Source organism: Clostridioides sp. LIBA-6822, assembly GCF_056688955.1.
Genome location: NZ_CP196996.1, coordinates 122830 through 145122 on the forward strand (window position 1 = coordinate 122830; position 22293 = coordinate 145122).

General features: G+C 23.4%; 21 protein-coding genes. 5 read left to right on the forward strand and 16 right to left on the reverse strand.

The features are described from left to right. Positions 1-6 precede the first annotated feature (6 nt). The 12 genes from ACTG48_RS21290 to ACTG48_RS21345 form a co-directional block, all read right to left on the reverse strand. Positions 7-246, reverse strand: coding sequence for a hypothetical protein (locus ACTG48_RS21290; protein ID WP_021382303.1), 240 nt, complete (start codon positions 244-246; stop codon positions 7-9). 35 nt (positions 247-281) lie between these two features. Continuing rightward, entirely contained in the window at positions 282-596 is a 315-nt protein-coding gene (locus ACTG48_RS21295) for a hypothetical protein (protein ID WP_021382302.1), read from the reverse strand. After that, a complete protein-coding gene (locus ACTG48_RS21300; RefSeq protein ID WP_054269303.1) occupies positions 596-1225 on the reverse strand; it encodes a sigma-70 family RNA polymerase sigma factor in 630 nt (209 codons plus the stop codon). Before ACTG48_RS21300 ends, ACTG48_RS21295 begins: the two co-directional genes overlap by 1 nt. 186 nt (positions 1226-1411) lie before the next feature. Then, positions 1412-2323, reverse strand: a complete 912-nt coding sequence (locus ACTG48_RS21305; protein ID WP_021382299.1) for an NUMOD1 domain-containing DNA-binding protein — start codon at positions 2321-2323, stop codon at positions 1412-1414. A gap of 142 nt (positions 2324-2465) precedes the next feature. Continuing rightward, positions 2466-3026: a hypothetical protein gene (locus ACTG48_RS21310; protein WP_021382298.1), complete on the reverse strand. Its 561-nt coding sequence runs from the start codon at positions 3024-3026 to the stop codon at positions 2466-2468. 465 nt (positions 3027-3491) lie between these two features. Continuing rightward, positions 3492-3953 carry a hypothetical protein gene (locus ACTG48_RS21315; RefSeq protein WP_172693331.1) on the reverse strand — a complete coding sequence of 154 codons (462 nt, stop codon included), beginning with the start codon at positions 3951-3953 and terminating at the stop codon, positions 3492-3494. A 17-nt stretch (positions 3954-3970) separates the two neighbouring features. Further along, on the reverse strand, positions 3971-5212 hold the full coding sequence (locus ACTG48_RS21320; protein WP_235684372.1) for a ParM/StbA family protein: 1242 nt from the start codon (positions 5210-5212) through the stop codon (positions 3971-3973). A gap of 356 nt (positions 5213-5568) precedes the next feature. Next, entirely contained in the window at positions 5569-6696 is a 1128-nt protein-coding gene (locus tag ACTG48_RS21325) for a DUF3854 domain-containing protein (protein WP_172693332.1), read from the reverse strand. A 56-nt stretch (positions 6697-6752) separates the two neighbouring features. After that, positions 6753-7805, reverse strand: coding sequence for a DNA polymerase III subunit beta family protein (locus ACTG48_RS21330; RefSeq protein WP_172693333.1), 1053 nt, complete (start codon positions 7803-7805; stop codon positions 6753-6755). Then, complete coding sequence (locus ACTG48_RS21335) at positions 7802-8662, reverse strand: hypothetical protein (protein WP_172693334.1); 861 nt, start codon at positions 8660-8662, stop codon at positions 7802-7804. Before ACTG48_RS21335 ends, ACTG48_RS21330 begins: the two co-directional genes overlap by 4 nt. A gap of 246 nt (positions 8663-8908) precedes the next feature. Next, on the reverse strand, positions 8909-9130 hold the full coding sequence (locus tag ACTG48_RS21340) for a hypothetical protein (protein ID WP_021383377.1): 222 nt from the start codon (positions 9128-9130) through the stop codon (positions 8909-8911). Between the two features lie 14 nt (positions 9131-9144). Then, a complete protein-coding gene (locus ACTG48_RS21345) occupies positions 9145-10830 on the reverse strand; it encodes an ATP-dependent helicase (RefSeq protein WP_102822246.1) in 1686 nt (561 codons plus the stop codon). A 165-nt stretch (positions 10831-10995) separates the two neighbouring features. Here ACTG48_RS21345 and ACTG48_RS21350 point away from each other — a divergent pair, with 165 nt between their 5' ends. Beyond that, entirely contained in the window at positions 10996-11721 is a 726-nt protein-coding gene (locus ACTG48_RS21350) for a hypothetical protein (protein WP_102822247.1), read from the forward strand. A gap of 342 nt (positions 11722-12063) precedes the next feature. Here the strand turns inward: ACTG48_RS21350 and ACTG48_RS21355 are convergent, their stop codons facing one another. Further along, positions 12064-13632, reverse strand: a complete 1569-nt coding sequence (locus tag ACTG48_RS21355) for a hypothetical protein (protein ID WP_102822248.1) — start codon at positions 13630-13632, stop codon at positions 12064-12066. 1077 nt (positions 13633-14709) lie between these two features. Between ACTG48_RS21355 and ACTG48_RS21360 the strand changes: the two genes are divergently transcribed. The 4 genes from ACTG48_RS21360 to ACTG48_RS21375 all read left to right on the forward strand — a co-directional run bounded on the left by ACTG48_RS21360 (position 14710) and on the right by ACTG48_RS21375 (position 18138). After that, complete coding sequence (locus tag ACTG48_RS21360) at positions 14710-15774, forward strand: hypothetical protein (protein WP_021383405.1); 1065 nt, start codon at positions 14710-14712, stop codon at positions 15772-15774. Between the two features lie 527 nt (positions 15775-16301). After that, the gene (locus ACTG48_RS21365) at positions 16302-16883 is read left to right on the forward strand and encodes a hypothetical protein (protein ID WP_102822249.1); all 582 of its coding nucleotides are present in this window, start codon (positions 16302-16304) and stop codon (positions 16881-16883) included. An 87-nt stretch (positions 16884-16970) separates the two neighbouring features. Continuing rightward, positions 16971-17342, forward strand: a complete 372-nt coding sequence (locus tag ACTG48_RS21370; protein WP_044212754.1) for a BlaI/MecI/CopY family transcriptional regulator — start codon at positions 16971-16973, stop codon at positions 17340-17342. Between the two features lie 202 nt (positions 17343-17544). Then, complete coding sequence (locus ACTG48_RS21375; protein WP_021383358.1) at positions 17545-18138, forward strand: peptidoglycan-binding domain-containing protein; 594 nt, start codon at positions 17545-17547, stop codon at positions 18136-18138. A gap of 151 nt (positions 18139-18289) precedes the next feature. Here the strand turns inward: ACTG48_RS21375 and ACTG48_RS21380 are convergent, their stop codons facing one another. Genes ACTG48_RS21380 through ACTG48_RS21390 form a run of 3 tightly spaced genes read right to left on the reverse strand, consistent with a single transcriptional unit; the run spans position 18290 to position 21607 of the window. Then, positions 18290-19183 carry a single-stranded DNA-binding protein gene (locus ACTG48_RS21380; protein WP_102822250.1) on the reverse strand — a complete coding sequence of 298 codons (894 nt, stop codon included), beginning with the start codon at positions 19181-19183 and terminating at the stop codon, positions 18290-18292. Positions 19184-19217: 34 nt separating this feature from the next. Then, positions 19218-20699 carry a DNA polymerase III subunit gamma/tau gene (dnaX, locus tag ACTG48_RS21385; protein WP_021383406.1) on the reverse strand — a complete coding sequence of 494 codons (1482 nt, stop codon included), beginning with the start codon at positions 20697-20699 and terminating at the stop codon, positions 19218-19220. Beyond that, positions 20687-21607, reverse strand: coding sequence for a DNA polymerase III subunit delta (locus ACTG48_RS21390; protein WP_021383430.1), 921 nt, complete (start codon positions 21605-21607; stop codon positions 20687-20689). Before ACTG48_RS21390 ends, dnaX begins: the two co-directional genes overlap by 13 nt. Positions 21608-22293 lie beyond the last annotated feature (686 nt).

Below are 22293 nucleotides of genomic sequence, written 5' to 3' on the forward strand. Positions count from 1 at the left end.
ACCACCCTACATGTTTTCAATCAAATCATCTACAGAACATTTATAAATTGATATAACTTTTTCTTTAGTAAACATTTCATTTGGCTTAGTATCAAGAAAAACAACCTCATTTGGTTTTGCATTAACTAATTGTGCTACAGTATAACCTAAGAATTTTATATTTTTAGCAATAATGAAAATAGTTTTTATTTTAACATCACCATTTTCATCTTTAACTAGTTTTTTAGCTTCTTTGACCATTAACATCTATGTAAATATACCTCTTTTTCTAGTTTTTTCAGTTATAATCCACCTTTCCCAATATGAGAGAACCATCCTATTATTTGGAATCTCATAGAAAATAAAACTATCGCTAAAAATATACATCCCATACTTGCTGCCGCCTTAACAGCAAACTTTGATTTAAGCACTGTTGCACATAAAATAAATATAACAAGAACTATAAGAAAAGCAATTACAGCTATATTGTAAAAACTGCCTGATACAAGTGCATCAACTTCCCCCACAGCACCATTTATTTTATTTGTCATTTCCTCTGTAGATACATCAGGAATATTGCTAAGTCCAGTTGTTAGAAAAAGGATTATATTGTGCATTAAACCACCTCCTTTTGTTTTAACTTCTCTTTTAACTTGGCCAATGCTTTCTTTCTTACATAACTTATTTTATTTAAATTTATTTTTAGTTTCTGCTCTATTTCTTTATAATTCTTTTTTTCAATATAAAGATAAAATATTACTTCTTTTTCAAGCTCATCTAACTCTGACATGGCCCATTTAAGTTCCAAATGAGTTATTCTCATATCAAATTCATTAGTATTTATTAAATTTGAACAAATTGATTTGTTCATTAAACTATATGACTTTTTTAAACAATTATCTTTTTCTAGAACTCCTCGTGAATTTTTTCTAACAATTTTTTTATATTTTTTTTTAGGGATGTAACAATCTACTGTTAAAACCCTAAATTGTTCAAATATCTCACTTTCAATATACTTTCTCGCATATGTTAAGATATTTGCTTCTTTTTTAATATCATATCTATTTATAGCAGTTATGAACCCTATTATTGCTGAATTAAATATGTCCTCCACATAAGAGTCCTTAATTGTATATTTAGATATCATTTTATAAATATATTTTTGATTATTACTTATTAGTTTTTCAAGACAGCTTTTATCTCCAGCTTTATATCCCATAATAAGTTCTCTATTTTTATCTATCATAAATAAAATCTATATTTAATTTTTTGTTCTTGGAGATAAACTTATTTTTAGATTTTTTGCTGTCTATATCTTTATAACATGCTTTTTTTTTCATCACATCTTTCACCTCCATTCTCACAAAAAAATAGACACTTATTAAGGTGTCTATTTTTATTTCTATCATTCAGTTAATATTATACTAGGTAATTAATCTGCAAAATTTTTTTCATAAGTTTTATATTCCATCATGTCTGTAGTCAATTTTATCCGAATTGGCAAATCTTTTGTAGCCATTTCTTTTGTTTCTTTATTAAGAACTAAAAATATATCTTTATTTTTATTTGCCTTTACTTCATAATGATTTATGTTCATCATCACGATAGAACTATTTGTAGTCCTTTGTTTTACTGACATATTGATAGCATTAATTTTTTGATCTCTTTCTAATTTAGCCATTATAGCTATTTCTTCACTTCTTTTTTCATTATAAGATTTAGCTGATTTCTTATAAATTTTATTTCTCTCTTTTTTTCTATTTTGACTTTCTTCTCTTCTTCTTTGTATTTCAGAATTATATTTTTCTTCATTTTTGTATAATATCTTTTTTATTGTATCAAAATCTAGATTTAACATACCTTGGATATCTGATATGCTCATTTTGTATTCAAAAAAGAACATATTAACTTTATCATATAATTTGCTTTTTATTTTAGGTTCATAGTCCTTAATATAATTACTTATTGTTTTCTCACTTACATTAAACTTTTTTGCCATCTCACTAATTCTTACTTTACCATATTCAGATTTTTTGATGTAGTAATTAATTATTTCCGACTTTTTAACTTTAATATCTTTAAGGTAATTATTTATAGTTTTTTCACTCATATTGAACTTATTCGCCATTTCACTAATTTTTACCCTTCTATGATGTGACTCTTCTATATAATAATTAATTATTTCTTCTTTACTTACTTTATAGTTTCTAATATAATTGTTTATAGTTTTTTCACTTATATTAAACTTATTTGCCATTTCACTAATTTTTACTTTTCTTTTTTTAGATTCTGACAAATAATATGCAATTACTTCTGTTTTTTCCGTTTTTTCTACTTTTCTCAAAAATATACTCCCCAATTTTTTGACATAGCTTTTCCCTTATGTATAAAATATCACATATTAAAACTAAAAAAAACAATCAAAATTTTATAAAAGTGAAAAATATATCTTTTACTAGCAATAAATAGAGTAAACTATCTTTTTTTTATGAAATTTCCAAATAAATTTTATAAATTTCATCAATCTGTTCAAAGATTTCTGTTAGTAATGACTTTAATCTATGTCTACTTATATCCATTTCATAACAAATATATTTTGCTGGTGGTTCTTCTTTTATTTCTTCCATGTATGTAAGTAATTCTTTTAATCTTGGTGATAATGATAATTTTAATTTTATGTATCTTTCTTGAATATTGAATACAGATACTATTTTTTTTTGTTCTTCTATTATATTATTTTCTGGATTTAATAAATTAGTATGTTCAATGCCTATTGATTTACTGATATTTTTATAATATCCTATACGATCAACTCTTATTTTAACAAAATATGATATATCATTTTGAAATGAACAAATAGTAAATGTTTCTTTTATCATTTCAGCTATACCATCATTTTTATCTTTACAATCTTCTTCATCTTCATATTTCCTTTGGTTTGACTTCAAATTTATATTATCTAATCTTTTCTTTTCCCTCTCATTTGAATTCTTTCTAGAGTTGCCCTTTTCTGTAGTGCTTTTTTGAATGTCAGCTGTTTTCATCATGATACTCTCTCCCCCCAATTTCAATTAATTCATTTGATAATAACCTCAATTATGTACATAAATATCTTCTTTTCAAGTAGCCATTTCACAATTTTGGGTGACTTGATTTTATCGTAATTAAAGATAAAAATTTATTTAAACAGTACTTTTATAACTAAATTATTGATTTATATTTTAATTGTAATTGAAATTATTATATTTCAAACTATTATTGATTTTATATTATATTTTTTGTTTGTTTTTTAAGGAAAAAGTTCAAATTTTTTTTGATGTGAGCTATATTTTTATCGCAAAGTAGCCATTTATTGTGAAATGGCTACTTTTTAATTTCCAAAAAATGCAATTTTTAATGCATCTTATGAGCATATTCTATAACATTAATAAGAGTTTTTCAAACAATATTTTCATAAAACAAAAAAAAGACTATATTAACTATAATCTTTTCTTTGTTTTATGAAAACATTTTTATCTTCTATATACTTTTAATACTTCTTCTGAAAGACCTTCTGTTATTTCATTCTTTTTCTCATATTCAGGCTCTTTCCCTAATTCTTTTACACTATCACTAGAAGATTCAATGCTCTTTTTATCATATTCATTTGATAATACCTCTCCTGGAATATCTTCTGTTGCTTCATTCTTTTTCTCACACTCAGGTTCTTTTTCTAATTTTTCTATATTCTCACTAAAAGATTCAATATCTTTTTTATCATATTCATTTGATACTTTATTTTGATTATTAGTTTTAGAAGTGGTACCATCAACTATCATCTTAGCCATGTCACTAACTGAATTTTTCACAATATTTTCAAGTGTTTCTTTTATACTAGCATTATTTATCATTGCTTCTGCTTTAAGTAAAGAATGTGTCTGAGGATCTATATAAACTAGTTTTGTTTTTTTTACTTCCGAATTATTTTTTGACATTTTTATCTCCTAAAAAATTATTTGTTTAAAGAAGCCAATCTATCATTCTTTAAAACTTGCCATAAGGCTGAATTTACAAGATTATACAATCCCTTAGACTCTAAAGTAACTGCATACTTCTCATCAATATACAATAATTTTATCCCAGCTCTTTCACATAATCTTTTTAATCTTCTTTCCAATATATTTTTCATTAATATACTTCCACCACCATAGACAACAATTATATCAATTTCATTATTTACTCTTTCTAGTTCTGTTTTTGCTTTATTATAAATTGCGTCTGTTTGTGGATCTAAGTGAAATTCAAGAATTTCTAAAGCATCTTCATAATATCTGTGCTTTTTATCTCTAATTATTTCACTAAACTTTTGTCTAGAACAATTGGTCATGCCTTTTAACTCTATAAATTCATCCAAAGAATTGTCAATCGCTATTCCTAGACCATTATTAGAACCTCTTATATAATTAGGTTCATATGCAATACCTTTAGTAATTGGATATTCTGTAGTTCCTTCACCTATTGAAATATGTAACACTCTATGAGTTTTGAAATATTCTTTATTTAATTTTTCTTCATTTACATCATTATATGATTTAAATATACTATCATCCATTTCACTAAGAGCAAATGATGCTGTCACACCTTCTGGTATAGCATGTACAAAATCAAAATTTAATTTAACTTCAATGGATTTTTTAGGTGTAACTACCTTGACAATACTTTTATCATTCATAAATCTGTTTTCAAATAACTCTGCTACTTTATTATTATATTGACCTATTGGCAAAGAGCATCCCATTTCTATATTAACATTAATTTCATCATCCAAAACGCCTTCTTTATAGGCCTTTTTTACTGCAAATCCTGCAATATGAGCTAAAGTACTTATAAATACAACATCATTATTTGCTTTATCATTATCTAATCCAATCTCAATACTTTTTATTCTTTCTCCACTTTTAAGAGCATAATTTCCAACAAAAAAAATACCTGGACTTACTTCATCAGAAAGCACTTCAACAATTAAATTATCACTTATATTTTCTATCATATATTTTTCATCAATAGATTCTAAATTTGGTTTTTTTCTTACCTTTGATATTACACTAGGTTGGCATATTTGTTCAATATCACTTCCACTTGAATCTGATATCACTATATCATGTTCACTATTCCCAGTATCATTTCCAACTTTTAAATTTATTGTTTTTACCATTGTTTTTGCTTTAGTATCTAGAATCTCAACTTTATCCATCTTTAAATCTCCTTTTAAATAAATATTCTTTATATAGTAATTATATTATAGAAAATCTATGAATTCAATGTAAATTATGTAAATATATAAATTACATAATTTTATATATTTACATAATACTATATAATTACATATAATTCTCTAATTTCTTTCATCTTTCATGTGATTTTCTGTTTAAAGTACATAACTGTAAGTCAAATTTCAATATGCAAACTATATATTAACATAAAATTAATTAAAATATATATTCAATTAATTTTATGTTAATTATGTAAATTATATATTTTATGTTTTCTATGTAAATTATGTTTTTGTAAATATAAAAACAGAGTATAGATTGAATATTAACATTCAACCTATACTCTGTTTTTATACTCATGGTATAGCAAATCATCTATACCCTTTAGATTTTTATTTTTTTTATATTTTTCCTTCCAAGACTTATATACAAAAGATATATTATTTTCATTAAATTTTTTACATAATTCAATCATGCTTCTTTTAACATTAATATTGTCATATAAATCCATGTCAAAACAAATTATAGCTACGGGATTTCCCAAACTTTTAATCATCCTTACAACTTCACTATGTCCTATGGACACACCTGGAATTGCTATAATAGACTTATTACTAAAGAAATTAGTTATATCAGCTTTAAGTGGTCCTTCTGTAATGATTATTGAGTTGTCATTATTACTTCCTTTTATATAATGGATTGCTGCAATAGCTTTTGTTCCATCTTGATATTTATATGATGAGAAATATTTATATCTTGATTTTAGATTTTTATTTGATATAAGTTCTTCATCATCCATTCTTATTTGTAGGGATATAATTCTTCCATCAAGATTTCCAATTGGAATTAAAAATCCTTTTTTAGATACAAAATTCCATTTGCCAAATTTATCATTATAGAAACCTGGAACACCTTTTAAATCAAATCCTAAATTGATTAAGTTTTTGCAAATTCTTATTCTTTCTTTATATTTAATATCTATTGTTCTATACAAGTTCTTTTTTATAATAAAATCATTTAACCCTCTATTTTTTAGATTGTTAAAATGTTTATCCTCTAGTATAAGTGAATCTAAAAATACTCTATATATAGAATCTAGATAATTTACATCTTTAATATCACAAGAATTACCTTTTTTTTGTACCTTTTCAATTATTTTTTTGCTGACATTTAGTCTCTCTCTTGAAATATCATTAATTAATTCTATATATGCTTCCTTAGTAGTTATACCCTTTGATTTAGCATATAAAGAAACTGAACTGCCATAACTCCCACATTTATAACATTTATAAAAATTTCTAAATTCCTTATTTTCTATAGTCAAGTACATATGTCCACTTCTATCATCACAAAATGGACAATGTGCCAATACTCTAGAGCTATCAATTGTTTTAATTAATTCAATATCACATTTTAATGCAACATTAATAATATTTAATTTTTCTTCATTATCAAAATAATCCATATTAAATTAATCCTCCAATCTGAAGAAGGGATATTATAAATATCCCTTTTAATATTTTATTTAGCAACAGGAAGTATAATAGCTTTATTGCTATCATCCTCTATTAATATCGGAAATGTACTGTTATCACTGTATTTTACAGTAATATATTCAGAGTTCATATTTTCAAGAGCATCTGAAAGATAATTTAATGATAGATTAACCTCTAAGCATTCATCAACTCCTACTATCTCAATCTCATCAGTTATATAAATTGAAGTTTCATTTGAATCCATTTCTATACCTAAACTACTTTTTCCAATAGATAATTTAATTGAATTTTTATCACCTATTTTACATCTTTTTATTGATTTAGTAAAAGCTTCTCGCTTTATTTTAAATTGAAAACTAAATTTCATACTTGCCAACATACGTTCAATATCAATATAGTTTTCTGCTAAAATATCAATACCTATAACAATACCATTTTCAAATGCAAATATAATTTTATTATCACATACACCTAGTACTGCACAATCATCATCTTTACTTATTACATCACCTAGAACTTTTTTATCTAATAGAAATGAGCCTTTCTTTATTTTCTCATTACATACATAATTAATTTCATCAATAGCTATTCTATAAGAGTCTGTAGCTATTATTCTTATTTTCCCTATATCTGGATTTACTTCAAAATAAACACATTCTAGTGCTGGCCTAGTATCTTTAGATGCCGCTGCATATCTAACATTTTTTACTTTATTTAAGTTTTTTACAGTTAAACAATAATTGATTTCTGGTTCGTCAATGTCTATGATACTTTGCTTTGTCTCAGCTAGACTCACTTTAAATTCTCCAGATTTTATATTAATTTTATTTTTCTTGGTTTTTTCAATAGTTACATCTTTAGGGCATTTTTGCAAAATATCTAGGGCTTGTTTATCAAAAATATAAAATTCTCCTTCTATAGGATTTTCAATTTCTTTAATCTCTGCTTCAAAATATATATTTTTTTTCCCTACACTCTTTACTATTGCTTTATAATCTTCAATTTGTAGTTGAACATATTCTCCAAATTTACTAGCTTGTACAAGTATTTGCTTTATATCTTCTCTTTTTATTATCATTTTTTATCTCCTTTGGTTTTATTTAATTCATTAGAACATTTATAGCACAAGGTTCTACCATATTTTGAATTTGTTATTTTTTCTGTTTTTTCATCAACATGTACATTACATGCTGAACAGAACTCGCTATTTTTAGTATCATTTACATTATTTTTTATATAATCACCTGAATTTTTATTAGGCGAATTATTCCATCTACCAATAGTTCCATAATCAGAATTATTTTCAATTAACCTTTTGCTAAATGCCTTTCTATTTTCAAGAAAAATGGGGAACATACTATTTTCCCATAAAGGTATATATTTATTTACCATTTCAATCATTTCATTAATTTCTTCAGTCTGTAAAACAAAGTAGTTTTGTTTTAATTCAGAATAAGTTTCTTTAATTATGCCTTTGTAACTGTTCTTAGGGTCTTTTAACTTTCCTTTTCCAATAGATATACTAATTGTCCAATAATATTTACCTTCTTTCTGATTGTCTTTGTTACAAGATACACTAAAATTTCTTATTTCTTTATATCCATCTTCAAAGCTTGTATATTTATTTATCTTCGTCTTTTTATATTTAGGTTTAGTATTTGTATTTACACAATTCTTCCCAAAACCTTCTGGACCATCTTTTAATAAATTGCTGAATTCTTTCCATTCATTAACATTAAAACAGAACTTTAGTTTTGTATTACTATTGTTTTTTGAATCATTTATTATCATTGTTATTCTAGATACCTTTGAATGTAATATAGCTTTTAAAATACCTATTTCATTATAAAAATCATTTACACTTAAATCATCTTCTACAGCAAATACCTTTGTATCACGACCAGATTTAAATATTTGTTTTATGTTGCTTGACATAACATATGTCCCCCTTTTTTTAACTGATTAAAACAGTTTATTTTTTATTTACTAAAAATTAGCTTAAATTTTTCTTATCTTTAATATGGGTCAAAACTTTTATTTTTTTGAAAAATTCCAAAAAATAAAAACATCACTAGGAACCAATTAGTTTTAGTGATGTTTTTAATTAAGTAATACGTTTATTGAAAATAATACTAAAGTAATACTTTAGTGTTGCTCTTAATAAATATCATTAATTTATTTTTAAAGACTTATAGCTACATGATTCTCATTAATACTATAGCTCCTAATATCTTTACTTTCCAAAAATTCTTTTAAAACAATATTTATTATTTTCTTGTCTTCATCAGTTATATAAAAAATAGGACTATTTTGTATATAAGGTAATATTACTTTATTTATGTTGTTTTTATTTATATTGTTCAAAATTGAAAAAAGCTCTATTCTTATATTACTAAACTTCATAATATCTCACTCCTCTAGTTAGTTATTTCTTTTATTAAAATACTTGGTTCTCTATTTTTTATCTTTTTCCCATATTCTTCAGAGTTTTTAGGAATATACAATATTACTTTTTCTTTAGCTCTAGTTAATGCTACATAAAAAAGCCTTCTTGCTGATTCCAAACTTTCATTTTTTCTAGGAAAATTTTCTTCATATAAGTTTGGAATTATCACTACATCAAATTCTAATCCCTTTGAAGAATGAATAGTTAATAAGTTTACATTATTATTGTTTTCTTTTAAACACTCTTGTCCTCCCTTTGTATTTTCATAACAAAGATATTCAATAAATCCAATATTTTTTTGTTTAATAACAGTACTATTTGAGATCCATTTTTTTATTTTATTTTTTAAAACAATATCTTCTATTTTGAATAACTTCTTAGCTAATTCGTATGCTCTTATTGCTGTGGATGTTTTTATACAATTATTTAGTTTTTCAAAGTTTAAAATTTCTTCCGATTTATTATCAAATTTAATACTTTCAAATATGCTTATACTTTCCTTCAATGCTCTTATTTTTTGTTCTTCTGAAGGTTTCAATATACTTTCAGCTAACAAATCATTTTGTGGATTTGATGCTAAAGTTAAGATATTAAGAAGCCTACTATTACTATTTTCTTTAATCGAGCTATTAAATTCTATACCATAATTAATAAAGACCTTGGATAATTTTTTTATTTCCATATTAGTTCTACATAATATTGCTATGTTTTTATCATCAATACCATAAACATGCTTACAAATTTGAGAAGTTATCTTTATATTTTGTATTTCTTGATTATCAGTAGTAACAATTTCAATATCTTCGCCATTTTTAAACCCTACCATTTCTTTTTTTATTTGATTTAAATTAAGTGATATTATTTTATTTGCTGAATTTATTATTTGATTTGTATTTCTGTAGTTCTTTACTAATCTTATAACCTCTGCACCATATTTTTTTTCAAAATTTAATATATATTCTACCTTTGAATTATTCCATTCATAAATTGCTTGTGAATCATCTCCAACAACATATAAATTATTTGGTGATATTTTATCTATGATTTCTATTTGTATATCATTTGAATCTTGATATTCATCTACAAGAATATACTTCATTTCATCTCTAACTTCTGATGCAATATTTTCATCATTTAGAAGTTCAGAGCATAATGGAAGTATTAAGTCTATATCAAGTAATTTATATCTTTTTAGGGTAAATAAATATTCTTTTAATGCTAAAGATATACTTCTATTTTTATTTTGAATATCATAATTTTTTATTGCATTAATCAAAATATCACTTTTATTTATTTGAAATCTCTTAGTTATATTTTGGATTAAATTCTTTTTTTCAATCTCTGAAATCATAGTATATCCTTTAAAGTTACCATATTTTTTTAAGATATAAGTTGAAAACATATGAAATGTATTTACAAATACCTTTTCTCCATTTTCTGATTCATTCATAATTCTTTTTTTCATTTCATTAGAAGCATACCTTGTAAATGTTATACAAAATATATTTCTATAGCTAATCCTTTTTTTCATTAAATAAGAAACTCTTTTACTGATAGTTTTTGTTTTACCAGATCCTGCTCCTGCTATTACAAGTACATGAGTACTATTTGTTTTTATAGCTTTAAGTTGTTCCTCATTAACACCTAATAAGTTCATATAAAACCTCCATTTAATTTTACTGATATACAGCTATTTTTATTTTCAATAAATATGGGGCAAATAAATATTTTATTTGAAAAAATAATTAAATATTTTCAAATAAAATGCTAAATTGCCCCATATTAAGTATTATTAAATTTTAGATAAATTGGAGGAATAGAAATGAATTTAAGAAAAATAAAAGACAAGAAACTAGTATTAATTATATTTTTATCATCCTTTGTTGTACTTATATTATTAGTTTTTTATTTTATGATTTTCAATAACCCTAAAAAAGCTGAGTATAATATATCTGAGAATATAAAAAACTCAACAAAGAGAGATGAAAATTATGGCAAAGAAAACAAAGAACTAGATGAACCCCAAAATGAAAATGAATTAGATGAAATTTTTTACACTAGGTTCCCAAGGATTGAAATTCCTAAAATAGTTAATGATAAAACTCAAAACCATATATACATATATAGTTTATCTTTATCTTCTAACTTTTATATAACATATAAAAATTTTAAAGATATACAGAGTACAAAAGAATCAATTGATAGTTATAGAATTTTACTTGACACTTGTATTGCATCTTGTAAGTCCAATTTAGATGCTTTAAATGATATAAGAAAACTTGTTGTAGGTGATAATAAAGAACTAGTTAATCAGCTAATCAAAGATTATGATAGTTATATAAGTTATTTACAATCTCAAAGAAATTATATTGATAACAATATAATAAAAGGTAAAAATTCGAATCTAGATTTTCTTGGAAAGTTTTATGAGTTTGAAGAATTCAAAGATATAGTATCAAAGGTCCAAAGAAATCTGCCTTCACCAAATAATGATACTGCCAAAGCATTTCAAGAATATGAAGAATATAATCTCTCAAAAAATATATAAAATATTACAAAAGTATTGTTTTTGTAATATTTTATTAAAACATAGATATATACCACTTTATAATAATATAGTGAAAAATAGTTATTGAACATAAAAAATCTGATAAATTAAAATTTGATAAACAAATATATAAGATATTACGAAAGTATTATTTTTGTAATATCTTATTAAAGCGTAGATGCATACTAACATTTATAATAATATAGGGTTTAATAGTCCTGAACAGAAAAGAATTTGATAAGTTTAAGAATTTATAATCAATCAAAAATATCTTTAAGATTATAATATCTTAAAAAATTAATTTAAATTAAAATAAATCCCTCCTATAAAAATAAAAGGGATTTATTTTAATGCATTTATATACTCTGGTAAAGATCCTATTATACTATTTAACAAACATCTTTGTTTTTCTGTATTTTCATAAAAAGATACATCAAAATAGTCCTTCCCCATGACATAATCTTTTATTATAAATTGATTCATTTTTATTTCATTAAATGCTAGTTCCAAATACGTCATATTAGTTTTAAGAGTTTTTTTACTATCAATATGAACTTCATATTTAAGATTATCAATAAAAAATCTATACGTTTTATTTTGTAAATCTTCTCCACATCTAATCAAATAATTTCTTCTACCTTCAAGAAAATATGCTAAATTTATAGATTGCTCTAATTTTAATTTCTTTAATTCATTTTCATACATCAGGTCAGTTGAAACTCTATCAAATTCTGGAGGAACTGCCCTTATTACCTTTACAATCTCTCTATTACTTTCAGTTGTTATAATATCTACTGATGTAAAGAAATTAAAAGTTCCTTTTCTTTTAATTTTACCACCTTTTTCAACACTCTTATCAACTGTATAATATGGAAGTTTCAGTAGGCGTTCTCTAATATCATCATAATTCTTCTTAGCCCTTGCTAATCCTAAGAACTTTAATAGATCAACCAAATAAAATGTTGCTGTATCTAAATTAAAAATTCGTTCAATATAAATAATAATTGCTAAGTCTTTTTTATCCAGTGATATTTTAGGCATAGCTTTTTTCTCAGTTTCACTATTAGATAATTCTGTTCTAAAATTTTCTATATCTGATCCATTTTTTTCTTTAAAATCAAATGAGAACTTGTACAATAAATTTAATTGAACACCTTTATGATCTTTAGCATTATATTCATTTGATACATATGAATTATCATCTGTCTTAACTATTTCAAGATTTTTAATTTTTCTTGGCCTAATGGTTGGTAAAAATATGCCTGGTGCTATATATGCAGGTGTAGTAAGAACAATTTTATTAATATCATATTCGTATTGTGCTTTAAGTATCTCTGTTATACATAAAAGTAAATCATGTGAAAAAGCAGATTTTATTTTAGAATCTGACATTTCAAATAAATATGGAAAATCTGATATGTTATAAAAACTATCAAATGCCCAATTTCTTAGTGTTGTTTCTCTCATTTCTATTAATTGTTCTGGAGAGTCTAAATCAATACTTTTTATTTTCCCTTGATTTTTAAGATATTCATCCCTAATAGACAGATATTCTCTTTTCAGTAATTTAGGTTCACCTTTATTACTATTCATGGAATCTAATGCCATTTTTACCCAATTATTCTTTATTCTCCAACTAGACGTTATCTCTTGAGACCTTAATTTTTTTGTTTTTCTAGGAGTTGTTAAATAATTTAATTTAGATAAAATAGTTGATGATAAAAAATCTTCAAAAATAGGTCTCACATTTTCTATAGTATCATGCTCTTTTATCATATATACTTCAAAAAACCTTTGTGTGATAAATTTAAATTTTTCTTGTTCATAAATAGCATGTATTATTAAATTCAAAAAATTTTGTTGTTCTTTTTCGCTAAATTCAAGTTTTTCATCTAACTTTTCATACAACATTTTATCACCCCCTTCAGATATTATAATACATTAATTTATTGTTTAATAAAACATATATTTAATACATTATGTACATTATTTAAAAATTATATAGTAATATTAAACATTTTACATTGTATAAAAATCATATTATTAATTTTACTTTTGATAATTAGTTAAGAGAACAATATAACCTATTAATCTCTCTTATATATATTTTTACATTTAAAAAGACAATGAAACCTGCGAACCTTTCTTATATACTTAACATTAGTCTATATATAGTTGCTACTTTTTTTATATTCAAAAAGACAATGAAATCTGCGAACCTTTCTTATATACTTAACATTAGTCTATATATAGTTGCTACTTTTTTTATATTCAAAAAGACAATGGAATCTGCAAACCTTTCTTATACATTTAACATTAGTCTATATATAGTTGCTACTTTTTTATATCCAAAAAGACAATGGAATCTGCGAACCTTTCTTATATATACAATATTAGTATAAATATAACCACTACTTTTATATTCAAAAAAGACAATGAAATCTGCGAACCTTTCTTACACATTTAACATTAGTACCTATATAATTATTGCTTTTCATATAAAAAAAGACAATGAAATCTGTGAACCTTTCTTATATCTCTAATATAAAAATATCTTTATCCATCAATTTGTAAACATAAAAATCGACAAAATTTAGAAATATTATTATTTTAATATATATTTACATATAAAAAGACAATAGAATCTGCGAACCTTTCCATTTTAATAGAATCTTATTTATTAAAAAGACAATAGAATCTGCGAACCTTTCTATTTTTCAATGTTTTCAGGCAGTAAAAAATGTCGAAAAATTTTTTCACCTTAATCATATCTTTGCAAATTTATAACCAAACAGTTGAAAATGCTGCTTCACACCAAAAAGACAATGAAATCTGCGAACCTTTTTTTATATTAGTAATTTCAATGCTTCTACTAGAAAGACAATAGAATCTGCGAACCTTTCTTATGTAGACTTTTATTTATATTTTATGTAATATATGCTTATATTTTATTATGTATGTAAAATAAAACATGAAAGGAGGTAAAAAATGACTAATAAGCTATTATTTGAAGATTTAAAACCAAATACTAGAATCTCTAAATTAAAAATAAAAAAAGTAATATCTATTTTTAAAAATAAAATAGATATAGTTAAAATAAATGATGGATATTATGAACTTGAAAAAGAAAATGGTCTATTGAAAAATGATTCCATACAAATTATATCTGTTACTAAATCTTTAATAAAACAATATTTACTGTATCATTTTTTGCCTTATAATAAATGTTTTGTTAGAAAACATGTAAGCTATAAAGATATAGCTACGTTATGTGGAATATCAGTTCCAACAGCTAGAAGAAATCAAAATTTACTTTCTATTTTAGGATTAGCATACTTTACACCTTCTTCTAATGGCTATGGAAAATTTGATATAGTAATATGTGATGAATATAAAAATCATTTTAAAAAGAAAAATGGTGGTGGTGGGTATATAACATTAACTACTGATGATCTAGCTAATTTTTTGGATATAAATTGTATTAATGAGTTAAAGGTTGAGCTAAAAAAATTGCTATGGATTGATGCAGCTAAAAAAAGTAGAGGTAAAAAAATTGTGTTTAATAAAGAAAATTTAGTAAATACTTTACCTGAGTATATAAAAAAATCAAGCAAGTTAATTAATAATATTATATATAGTAAAAATTCTAGATTTAAACCTTTAGGAAATCGATTAGATATTACTAATTATAAATCCAAATCTGAATTTAATAAAAATTTCAGAGATTCAACTCAAAAAAGAATATTAAATTTATTTAATAATGGAAATTTCTCATTTAGTTCTAATTACTCTGATACATTATTAAGATTTAAGTTTAAAAAACCTTTATTAGATACAAATATAAAACTTGAATCTGAAAAAACTCTTATTGTAAATGAATTAGTTAATCTTTCTATCGAATTTGGATTTAAAAAAGTATTAATTGCTTTAAATTATATGTTTGATAACACTTATTATGAAGATAACATAAATATTAATAATATACATAATCCTGGTGGATTTGTAAGGTCTTTTATAACAAAATCAATTTTGAATATTGGTAGTTTATACTAAAATAAAATATATTAATTAGGGGTAATAAAAGTCCATTACTCTTAATTTACTATGCAAAAAAAAGATACATTTAATTAGATAAATTCATTATCTAATTAAATGTATCTTTTTTTTTACATATTTTATCCACATTTTATTATAAAAGAAAGTTTTTTATTAATAGTTTAATATTTTTTTTTAACAATAACAAAAAATATTATTAACATAATTATATTTTTTTTATTTATGAATTTATGTATACATTGATAATACTATAATACATGTATATTACGTTTTTGCTAATTAATGTTTTAATTAAATGTCTTAACTAAATGTTTTAATAAAGCTTTTTAATATAGATTACTATAATTTTCTCTAATTAAACATAAAGTCTACTTTTTATATGTTAATGATGCTAAAATATATATAAATTACTAATACGTTACAACTGTAAAATATATTGGATATTACAAAAGTATTATTTTTATAATATCTTATTAAAATATAGATATATACTAACTTTATAATAATATAGGGGGAAATATTCATTGAATAGAAAAGAATTTGATAAATTAACAATTAATGAACAAATAAATTACTTCAATCAAAAAATGTCTTTGGGATTATCTAAAGCAGAAGTATGTAGAAATTTAAGTTTACCATCATCAACTTGGCGAGATCGTATAAAAAAAGCTGGATATGAATTAGATCAAGTAAATAAATGTTACAATAAAATTAATTCTAGTAACAAAGAAAATCCTTCTTACTATAGTAATACTTCAGTAATACCACATGATTCTATAAGTATTAATTCTAGTGAATCTATGAGTCCGATATATGAAATAAAAAAATTAGAGAAAGATCTAAGAGAGCTTATTGAAAATAAAGAAGATATTTTTAAAGCTATTGAATTTTTTAAAAAAGCTGAAGAAGAGAAAAATATAGTAGATGTCATACAATTTAAAATAAATACTGAAAATCTAACTGGTGATATATTAGTTAAATCTTTTAAAATATATTCAGATGTATATAATAAATTTCTAGAGTTCACTGAAAAAAATAAAAGTTTCAAAAAACAGGACATACTTACACAATTCATATTGGATGGAATTCAACGATATAGCCGATAAAATTTCTATTGACTTAATTATTCTAATTTTGTAGTATTAAATTAGAATATATCCTGATAGGAGGTAAGTCAACCTATGATGAATAAAATGATACAAAAAATACCACCAGCAGAACTAAAAGTAATGAAATTTATTTGGAAAAAAAATGATGATGTAACTTCTAAAGAAGTCATTGAAGCAATGCAAAATGAATATGATTGGAAACAGACAACTACGCTAACACTTCTATCAAGGCTTGTTAAAAGAAAATTTTTATCAACTGAAAAAATTGATAGATACACACATTATAAAATTATAATTGAATATAGAGAATACTTAAACTATGTAACAAAAGATTTTGTAAGTAACATGCATAATAATTCAGTAGAAAGTGTATTTCTTTCATTATATGAAGATAATATCTTAAGTAAAGAAGAATTTGAATATCTTATAGAAATAGCAAATAATTTTGATAAATAAATTTGGAAATAAGACTATTGTATCCAGTTCAATGTTCAATTTTAATAATATAGATTATGCAATGCCACTAAAAGATATATAAAAACTTTATAAATAAAAATGTAAAAAAATAGGTTAAATTCCTAAAAATTCTGATAAAATAGAGATATCTATCATATTCTACAAATATGTAATAGAATAATAATATTTTTAGGAGGACATTATGTTAAAGAAGTTAAAGAAAACACTAGCAGTAATTTGCTGCTCAATGCTTGTATTTACAAATACAGCTTTTGCAGAAACAGAAACACAAGGAGGTGAAAATACATCTGAAAATAAAATAATTAAATTTGAAGTAGATGCATACAAATATATATATAAAGATGCTCCACAAGACATAAAAGATAATTATGATGAGAAATGTAAGGCATTAAATATAACACCTGAACCTGATGCAGAAATTTTTGTACCAGTAAATTCAAATTTACTTAAGTCAGATGATTATGATATAGGAGTTTATTCACATTTTAATGGTGCTTATGACGCTGAGAAAGCAACGATTAAAATCTCAGGAGATAGCAATTATACTATAAGCACAAGAATTACTGTTGGATATGGATACACAACAAGGGGTAATAATGTACATTGTGCTCAACTTATGTTATGTGCTGTTAAATATACAGTACAAGTAGATTCAATATTTGGGGATGATACATATAATGCAGTAAAAAAATTTCAAAGAGCATATTCACTAACTTCTGATGGAATTGTTGGATATAATACATATGATAGATTGGCGAATCTTTTACGCATGTAATTTTACAATTTATATTTAAAGATAAAATTAAATGTTTTTTAAGGGCTTTAAAGCCACCCATAAGAGTGGCTTTTTTTTATTGCATAAATATTCATTACTTTAAATAAAAATGGTATAAAGTGTATTTAAATGGATAATCATGGTATCTATTCTATACATATAGTCCACTAAAATCTTTACAATCTATTTCTCTAGAATCCTTATTACTTTTTGATTCATCATAGTCTGTCCAATTGTAAGGATCTAACTGATTATTATTTTGATTGAAATTATTTCCCTGGTTATAAGGATTATTATTACTTTGATTATAAGGATTATCATTTTGACTATAACGATTATCTTGATTATTATTATTTTGATTATAACTATTTCTTTGGTTATAAGAGCTATTATTTTGATTGTAATGATTATCTTGATTATACAGATTATCATTTTGACTATAACGATTATCTTGATTGTTGTTATTCTGATTATAACTATTTTCTTGATTATAAGAATTATTACTTTGACTATAATGATTACCTTGATTATACGGATTATCATTTTGACTATGACGATTATCTTGATTATACGGATTATCATTTTGACTATGACGATTATCTTGATTATTGTTATTCTGATTATAGCCATTTCCTTGGTCATAAGAATTATTACTTTGACTATAATGATTACCTTGATTATTGTTACTCTGATTATAACCATTTCCTTGATTATAAGAATTACTATTTGGGTTATATCTAGATACCTTTACTCTATTTAAATCATGATTTGTATATTTATTTACTAGAATATTAATTTCTTTGTTTAAAGGATTCTGAGTTAAAGAACCTGATATAGTTATCTCATTTCCTTTACGTGCTGTTTTAGCCATATATAGAGCTAATTTTCCATGAGCTCTTATAGGAAAGAAATAACGTTCTCTTTCTCCTTTAGAGTTTACTGAATTTAAAGCAATAGTGTTAAAATATGATAATGAGCCAGATTCAGAATTTCTAAAAGTTCCATCACTTACTAAATTACCCTCTATGTTAATATTATTAATCATATTAAAATCCCCTTTTTATATATAATTTGATTTTTTATTCTATTACAATTTCAAATTGTGTATTAATATTATTTTTAGAGAATGCACTTATTATTTCTCTCTTTATGTAGTTCTCTGAGGTTTCGAATTCTTTTAAATAATCTATAGCATAGTCATTTTCTTTTTTATTTGTACTAATTGCCACAGAAATTCTTATTATATTTTCATCAAAATCTTCCTTAAATGCTGAGTTATTGATTATATTGGATATGTATACTAGATTTGGATTAGTTTTATTTTTTAAATAGTTAACTATATTTGTTCTTATTTGATCAAGTAAAATATTATTTCCTTTCTCTTCAATATTATTATTTGCTATATTATTATTAATTGAATTAATCTCTATTTCCTCAATTTCTATATCTTCAAGATCATTTGGGAAATCACTATTAATCTGTTTATTTCTATTCAATCTACTTATTTTTATTAGTGTCATTTCAACTAAAATAGATACTTGAGATGTCTTTCTCAATTTACTTTCTGCGTCTTGTAATATATCTATTATCTCAAATATGTTTTCAAAATTTATTTGTTTTGCAAAATACTGTACTTTCTTTATATAATTTTCATTCATAGCAATTATATTTGTATCTGCTCCACATTTAATAAGCATTATATTTCTAAAAGTGGTCATTAAGTCATTAATAAATATTTCTATACTTTTTCCAGATTTAATTATAGTGTAAAATTCCTCTACTGCTTCATCACTTTTTTTATTTATTAATTTCTCTGTTATTTTAAGACAAATTTCATTTGATGCTACACCTAGTAACTCAACTATATCTTCATATGATTTTTTATTTGAACTGATTACTTTTTCTAACAAACTTACTGCATCTCTTAATGCTCCATCTGCTAGTTTAGCTATTAGCATTAAGCTTTTTTCTTCTAAATCACCTTTTTCTAACAAATTAATATGTTTTAATCTAGTTAAAATATCTTCTACAGCTATTCTTCTAAAATCAAATAACTGACATCTTGACCTGATAGTAGCTGGCAATTGGTTCGCATCTGTTGTTGCCAATATAAAAACTACATATGATGGTGGTTCTTCTAAAGTTTTAAGAAAAGCATCAGCTGCCTGTGCAGATAGTCTATGAGCTTCATCTATTATATAAACCTTATATTTTAAGTTAGATGGAGCATATCTAATACTATCAATTATTTCTCTAATATTATCTATACCATTGTTAGAAGCTGCATCCAATTCATATATATCAATTGATGTATTATTTTCTATAGATTTACAATTCTCACATTGTAAACAAGGTTCTCCATCAATAGGACTAAGACAGTTAATTGCTTTGGCTAATATTCTTGCACTTGTAGTTTTGCCACTTCCCTTAGGTCCTTTAAAAATATAACTATTTGTTATATTTCTATTTTTTACTTGATTTAAAAGAATGGAAGGTATATGACCTTGTCCAGTTACTTCTTTAAATAATTTTGGTCTATATCTATTTGCTAATAATGACATTTTATTTTTTCTCCCCTCAGTATTATTTTTACTATTGATTTCTCAAGATTTATTTTATTTTTATTTAAATCATTTTCTAGTAACTCATTTACTGTAAATTCTAAGTCTAATGTACTTCTCTTAGCCTTATCTTCTAAAATTTTAAGTCTAAATTCATGTATATAATTTGCTTTGCCTTTTACTGATTTTTCTCTTTCATATAATATATTTCTTATATTTTTAGGTATACTTTGTATTTGTCTCATTAAATTAAAATGATTCAATAAAGTTAAATTAATACCTATTATGTTCGATGTTTTTGAAATGGTTTTGTATAATTCTATTGCTTTGGTTATGTCTTTACTTTCAATAGCATCTATTAAATCAAATGTATTTTTATTAAATGACTCAGATAAATATTCTTCATAATTCTTAAAATTATTATCTAATGAACTTATTTTTTTTATATCATTTAGAACTACATCCATATTGTCTGAATTAATAAATATATTTGGATTTAAATTTAAATTATGATATAATAAAATTTTTTCAACTTCTGATTTCACTATAGTTAAATATTTTTTTATTTCAATCTTGGAGTCTTGAAATATCTTTACTATAGTTTTATCTCCTTTATCAAAAATATCTTTTGTATAATAAATAGATAAAACTATACAAGTTCTTGATATAGATATAGCTTTAGTAATCACATTTAACTCTTTACTAGAATATTTATTTATATCAATAATCAATACTCTAAAAGAATCTACTATAGGCATTATTTCTATTCTAGATATTAAGTCATTAATATCTATTTTTGTTGTAATTTTTTCAATATTAATATCTTTAAAATTTAAAGCTTTTTCAAGTACTTCAATTTCTTTTTTTACACTGTAATAATTATTTGTAATTAACAACTTACTTTTCATTAACTTTACCCTCCTTGTTTATATTGCTAATAAATACAGCTTATTTTTTTTATCAATAAATGATTAATTTTAGTTTTATATAATATGGTTCTTTTTTGAATTTTTTTTGAATTTTTTTAGGATAAGTATGAAAAATTTAGAAAAGATTTCTTTTAACACTCTTAGAAGAGAATATTTAATGAAAAATAAATGACTATTTTTTAACAATTTTTGTTTTTTTTATATTAAAAATATGCACTTTACTTCATAAAATGAAAGTTAATCATAAAAAACAAAAAGTTTTTTTATGAATTATTGTGTATTAAATAATTATAAAATATATCAAATAAAAGCAAAATATAAAAATAATTGCAAAAAATTACATTATAAAATATAATATAATAAAACAAACAAAAAATAAAAAAAGCCTACATGCGACACGTTTGGTAATGAACGCCAATTCATTTATCAAACTGAAAATTAATAAAAACAAATGACCACAGTATTAATTATCATGTGCAAAGTAGACTTCTTATTTACTTATAATATACGATAATAATATCATATATCATAAATCCTTGCAATACTTTTGATAGTTATTTTACTTATAAAAAAGATGGAAGTTAATGTAAATTAGATGTCTCAGCCTTGATATTAATAATCAAGGCTTTTTTGTATTTTTAAAATACAGTATAAGGAGTAAAAAA

What these genes read in the sequence shown, in the direction of transcription:
- ACTG48_RS21325 (WP_172693332.1), bottom strand. Translation starts at nt 6,696, where the DNA reads ATGGATTATTTTGATAATGAAGAAAAATTAAATATTATTAATGTTGCA.
- ACTG48_RS21295 (WP_021382302.1), bottom strand. Translation starts at nt 596, where the DNA reads ATGCACAATATAATCCTTTTTCTAACAACTGGACTTAGCAATATTCCT.
- ACTG48_RS21310 (WP_021382298.1), bottom strand. Translation starts at nt 3,026, where the DNA reads ATGATGAAAACAGCTGACATTCAAAAAAGCACTACAGAAAAGGGCAAC.
- ACTG48_RS21390 (WP_021383430.1), bottom strand. Translation starts at nt 21,607, where the DNA reads ATGAAAAGTAAGTTGTTAATTACAAATAATTATTACAGTGTAAAAAAA.
- ACTG48_RS21315 (WP_172693331.1), bottom strand. Translation starts at nt 3,953, where the DNA reads ATGTCAAAAAATAATTCGGAAGTAAAAAAAACAAAACTAGTTTATATA.
- ACTG48_RS21350 (WP_102822247.1), top strand. Translation starts at nt 10,996, where the DNA reads ATGAATTTAAGAAAAATAAAAGACAAGAAACTAGTATTAATTATATTT.
- ACTG48_RS21340 (WP_021383377.1), bottom strand. Translation starts at nt 9,130, where the DNA reads ATGAAGTTTAGTAATATAAGAATAGAGCTTTTTTCAATTTTGAACAAT.
- ACTG48_RS21335 (WP_172693334.1), bottom strand. Translation starts at nt 8,662, where the DNA reads ATGTCAAGCAACATAAAACAAATATTTAAATCTGGTCGTGATACAAAG.
- ACTG48_RS21300 (WP_054269303.1), bottom strand. Translation starts at nt 1,225, where the DNA reads ATGATAGATAAAAATAGAGAACTTATTATGGGATATAAAGCTGGAGAT.
- ACTG48_RS21355 (WP_102822248.1), bottom strand. Translation starts at nt 13,632, where the DNA reads ATGTTGTATGAAAAGTTAGATGAAAAACTTGAATTTAGCGAAAAAGAA.
- ACTG48_RS21320 (WP_235684372.1), bottom strand. Translation starts at nt 5,212, where the DNA reads ATGGATAAAGTTGAGATTCTAGATACTAAAGCAAAAACAATGGTAAAA.
- ACTG48_RS21380 (WP_102822250.1), bottom strand. Translation starts at nt 19,183, where the DNA reads ATGATTAATAATATTAACATAGAGGGTAATTTAGTAAGTGATGGAACT.
- ACTG48_RS21290 (WP_021382303.1), bottom strand. Translation starts at nt 246, where the DNA reads ATGTTAATGGTCAAAGAAGCTAAAAAACTAGTTAAAGATGAAAATGGT.
- dnaX (WP_021383406.1), bottom strand. Translation starts at nt 20,699, where the DNA reads ATGTCATTATTAGCAAATAGATATAGACCAAAATTATTTAAAGAAGTA.
- ACTG48_RS21375 (WP_021383358.1), top strand. Translation starts at nt 17,545, where the DNA reads ATGTTAAAGAAGTTAAAGAAAACACTAGCAGTAATTTGCTGCTCAATG.
- ACTG48_RS21360 (WP_021383405.1), top strand. Translation starts at nt 14,710, where the DNA reads ATGACTAATAAGCTATTATTTGAAGATTTAAAACCAAATACTAGAATC.
- ACTG48_RS21330 (WP_172693333.1), bottom strand. Translation starts at nt 7,805, where the DNA reads ATGATAATAAAAAGAGAAGATATAAAGCAAATACTTGTACAAGCTAGT.
- ACTG48_RS21370 (WP_044212754.1), top strand. Translation starts at nt 16,971, where the DNA reads ATGATACAAAAAATACCACCAGCAGAACTAAAAGTAATGAAATTTATT.
- ACTG48_RS21345 (WP_102822246.1), bottom strand. Translation starts at nt 10,830, where the DNA reads ATGAACTTATTAGGTGTTAATGAGGAACAACTTAAAGCTATAAAAACA.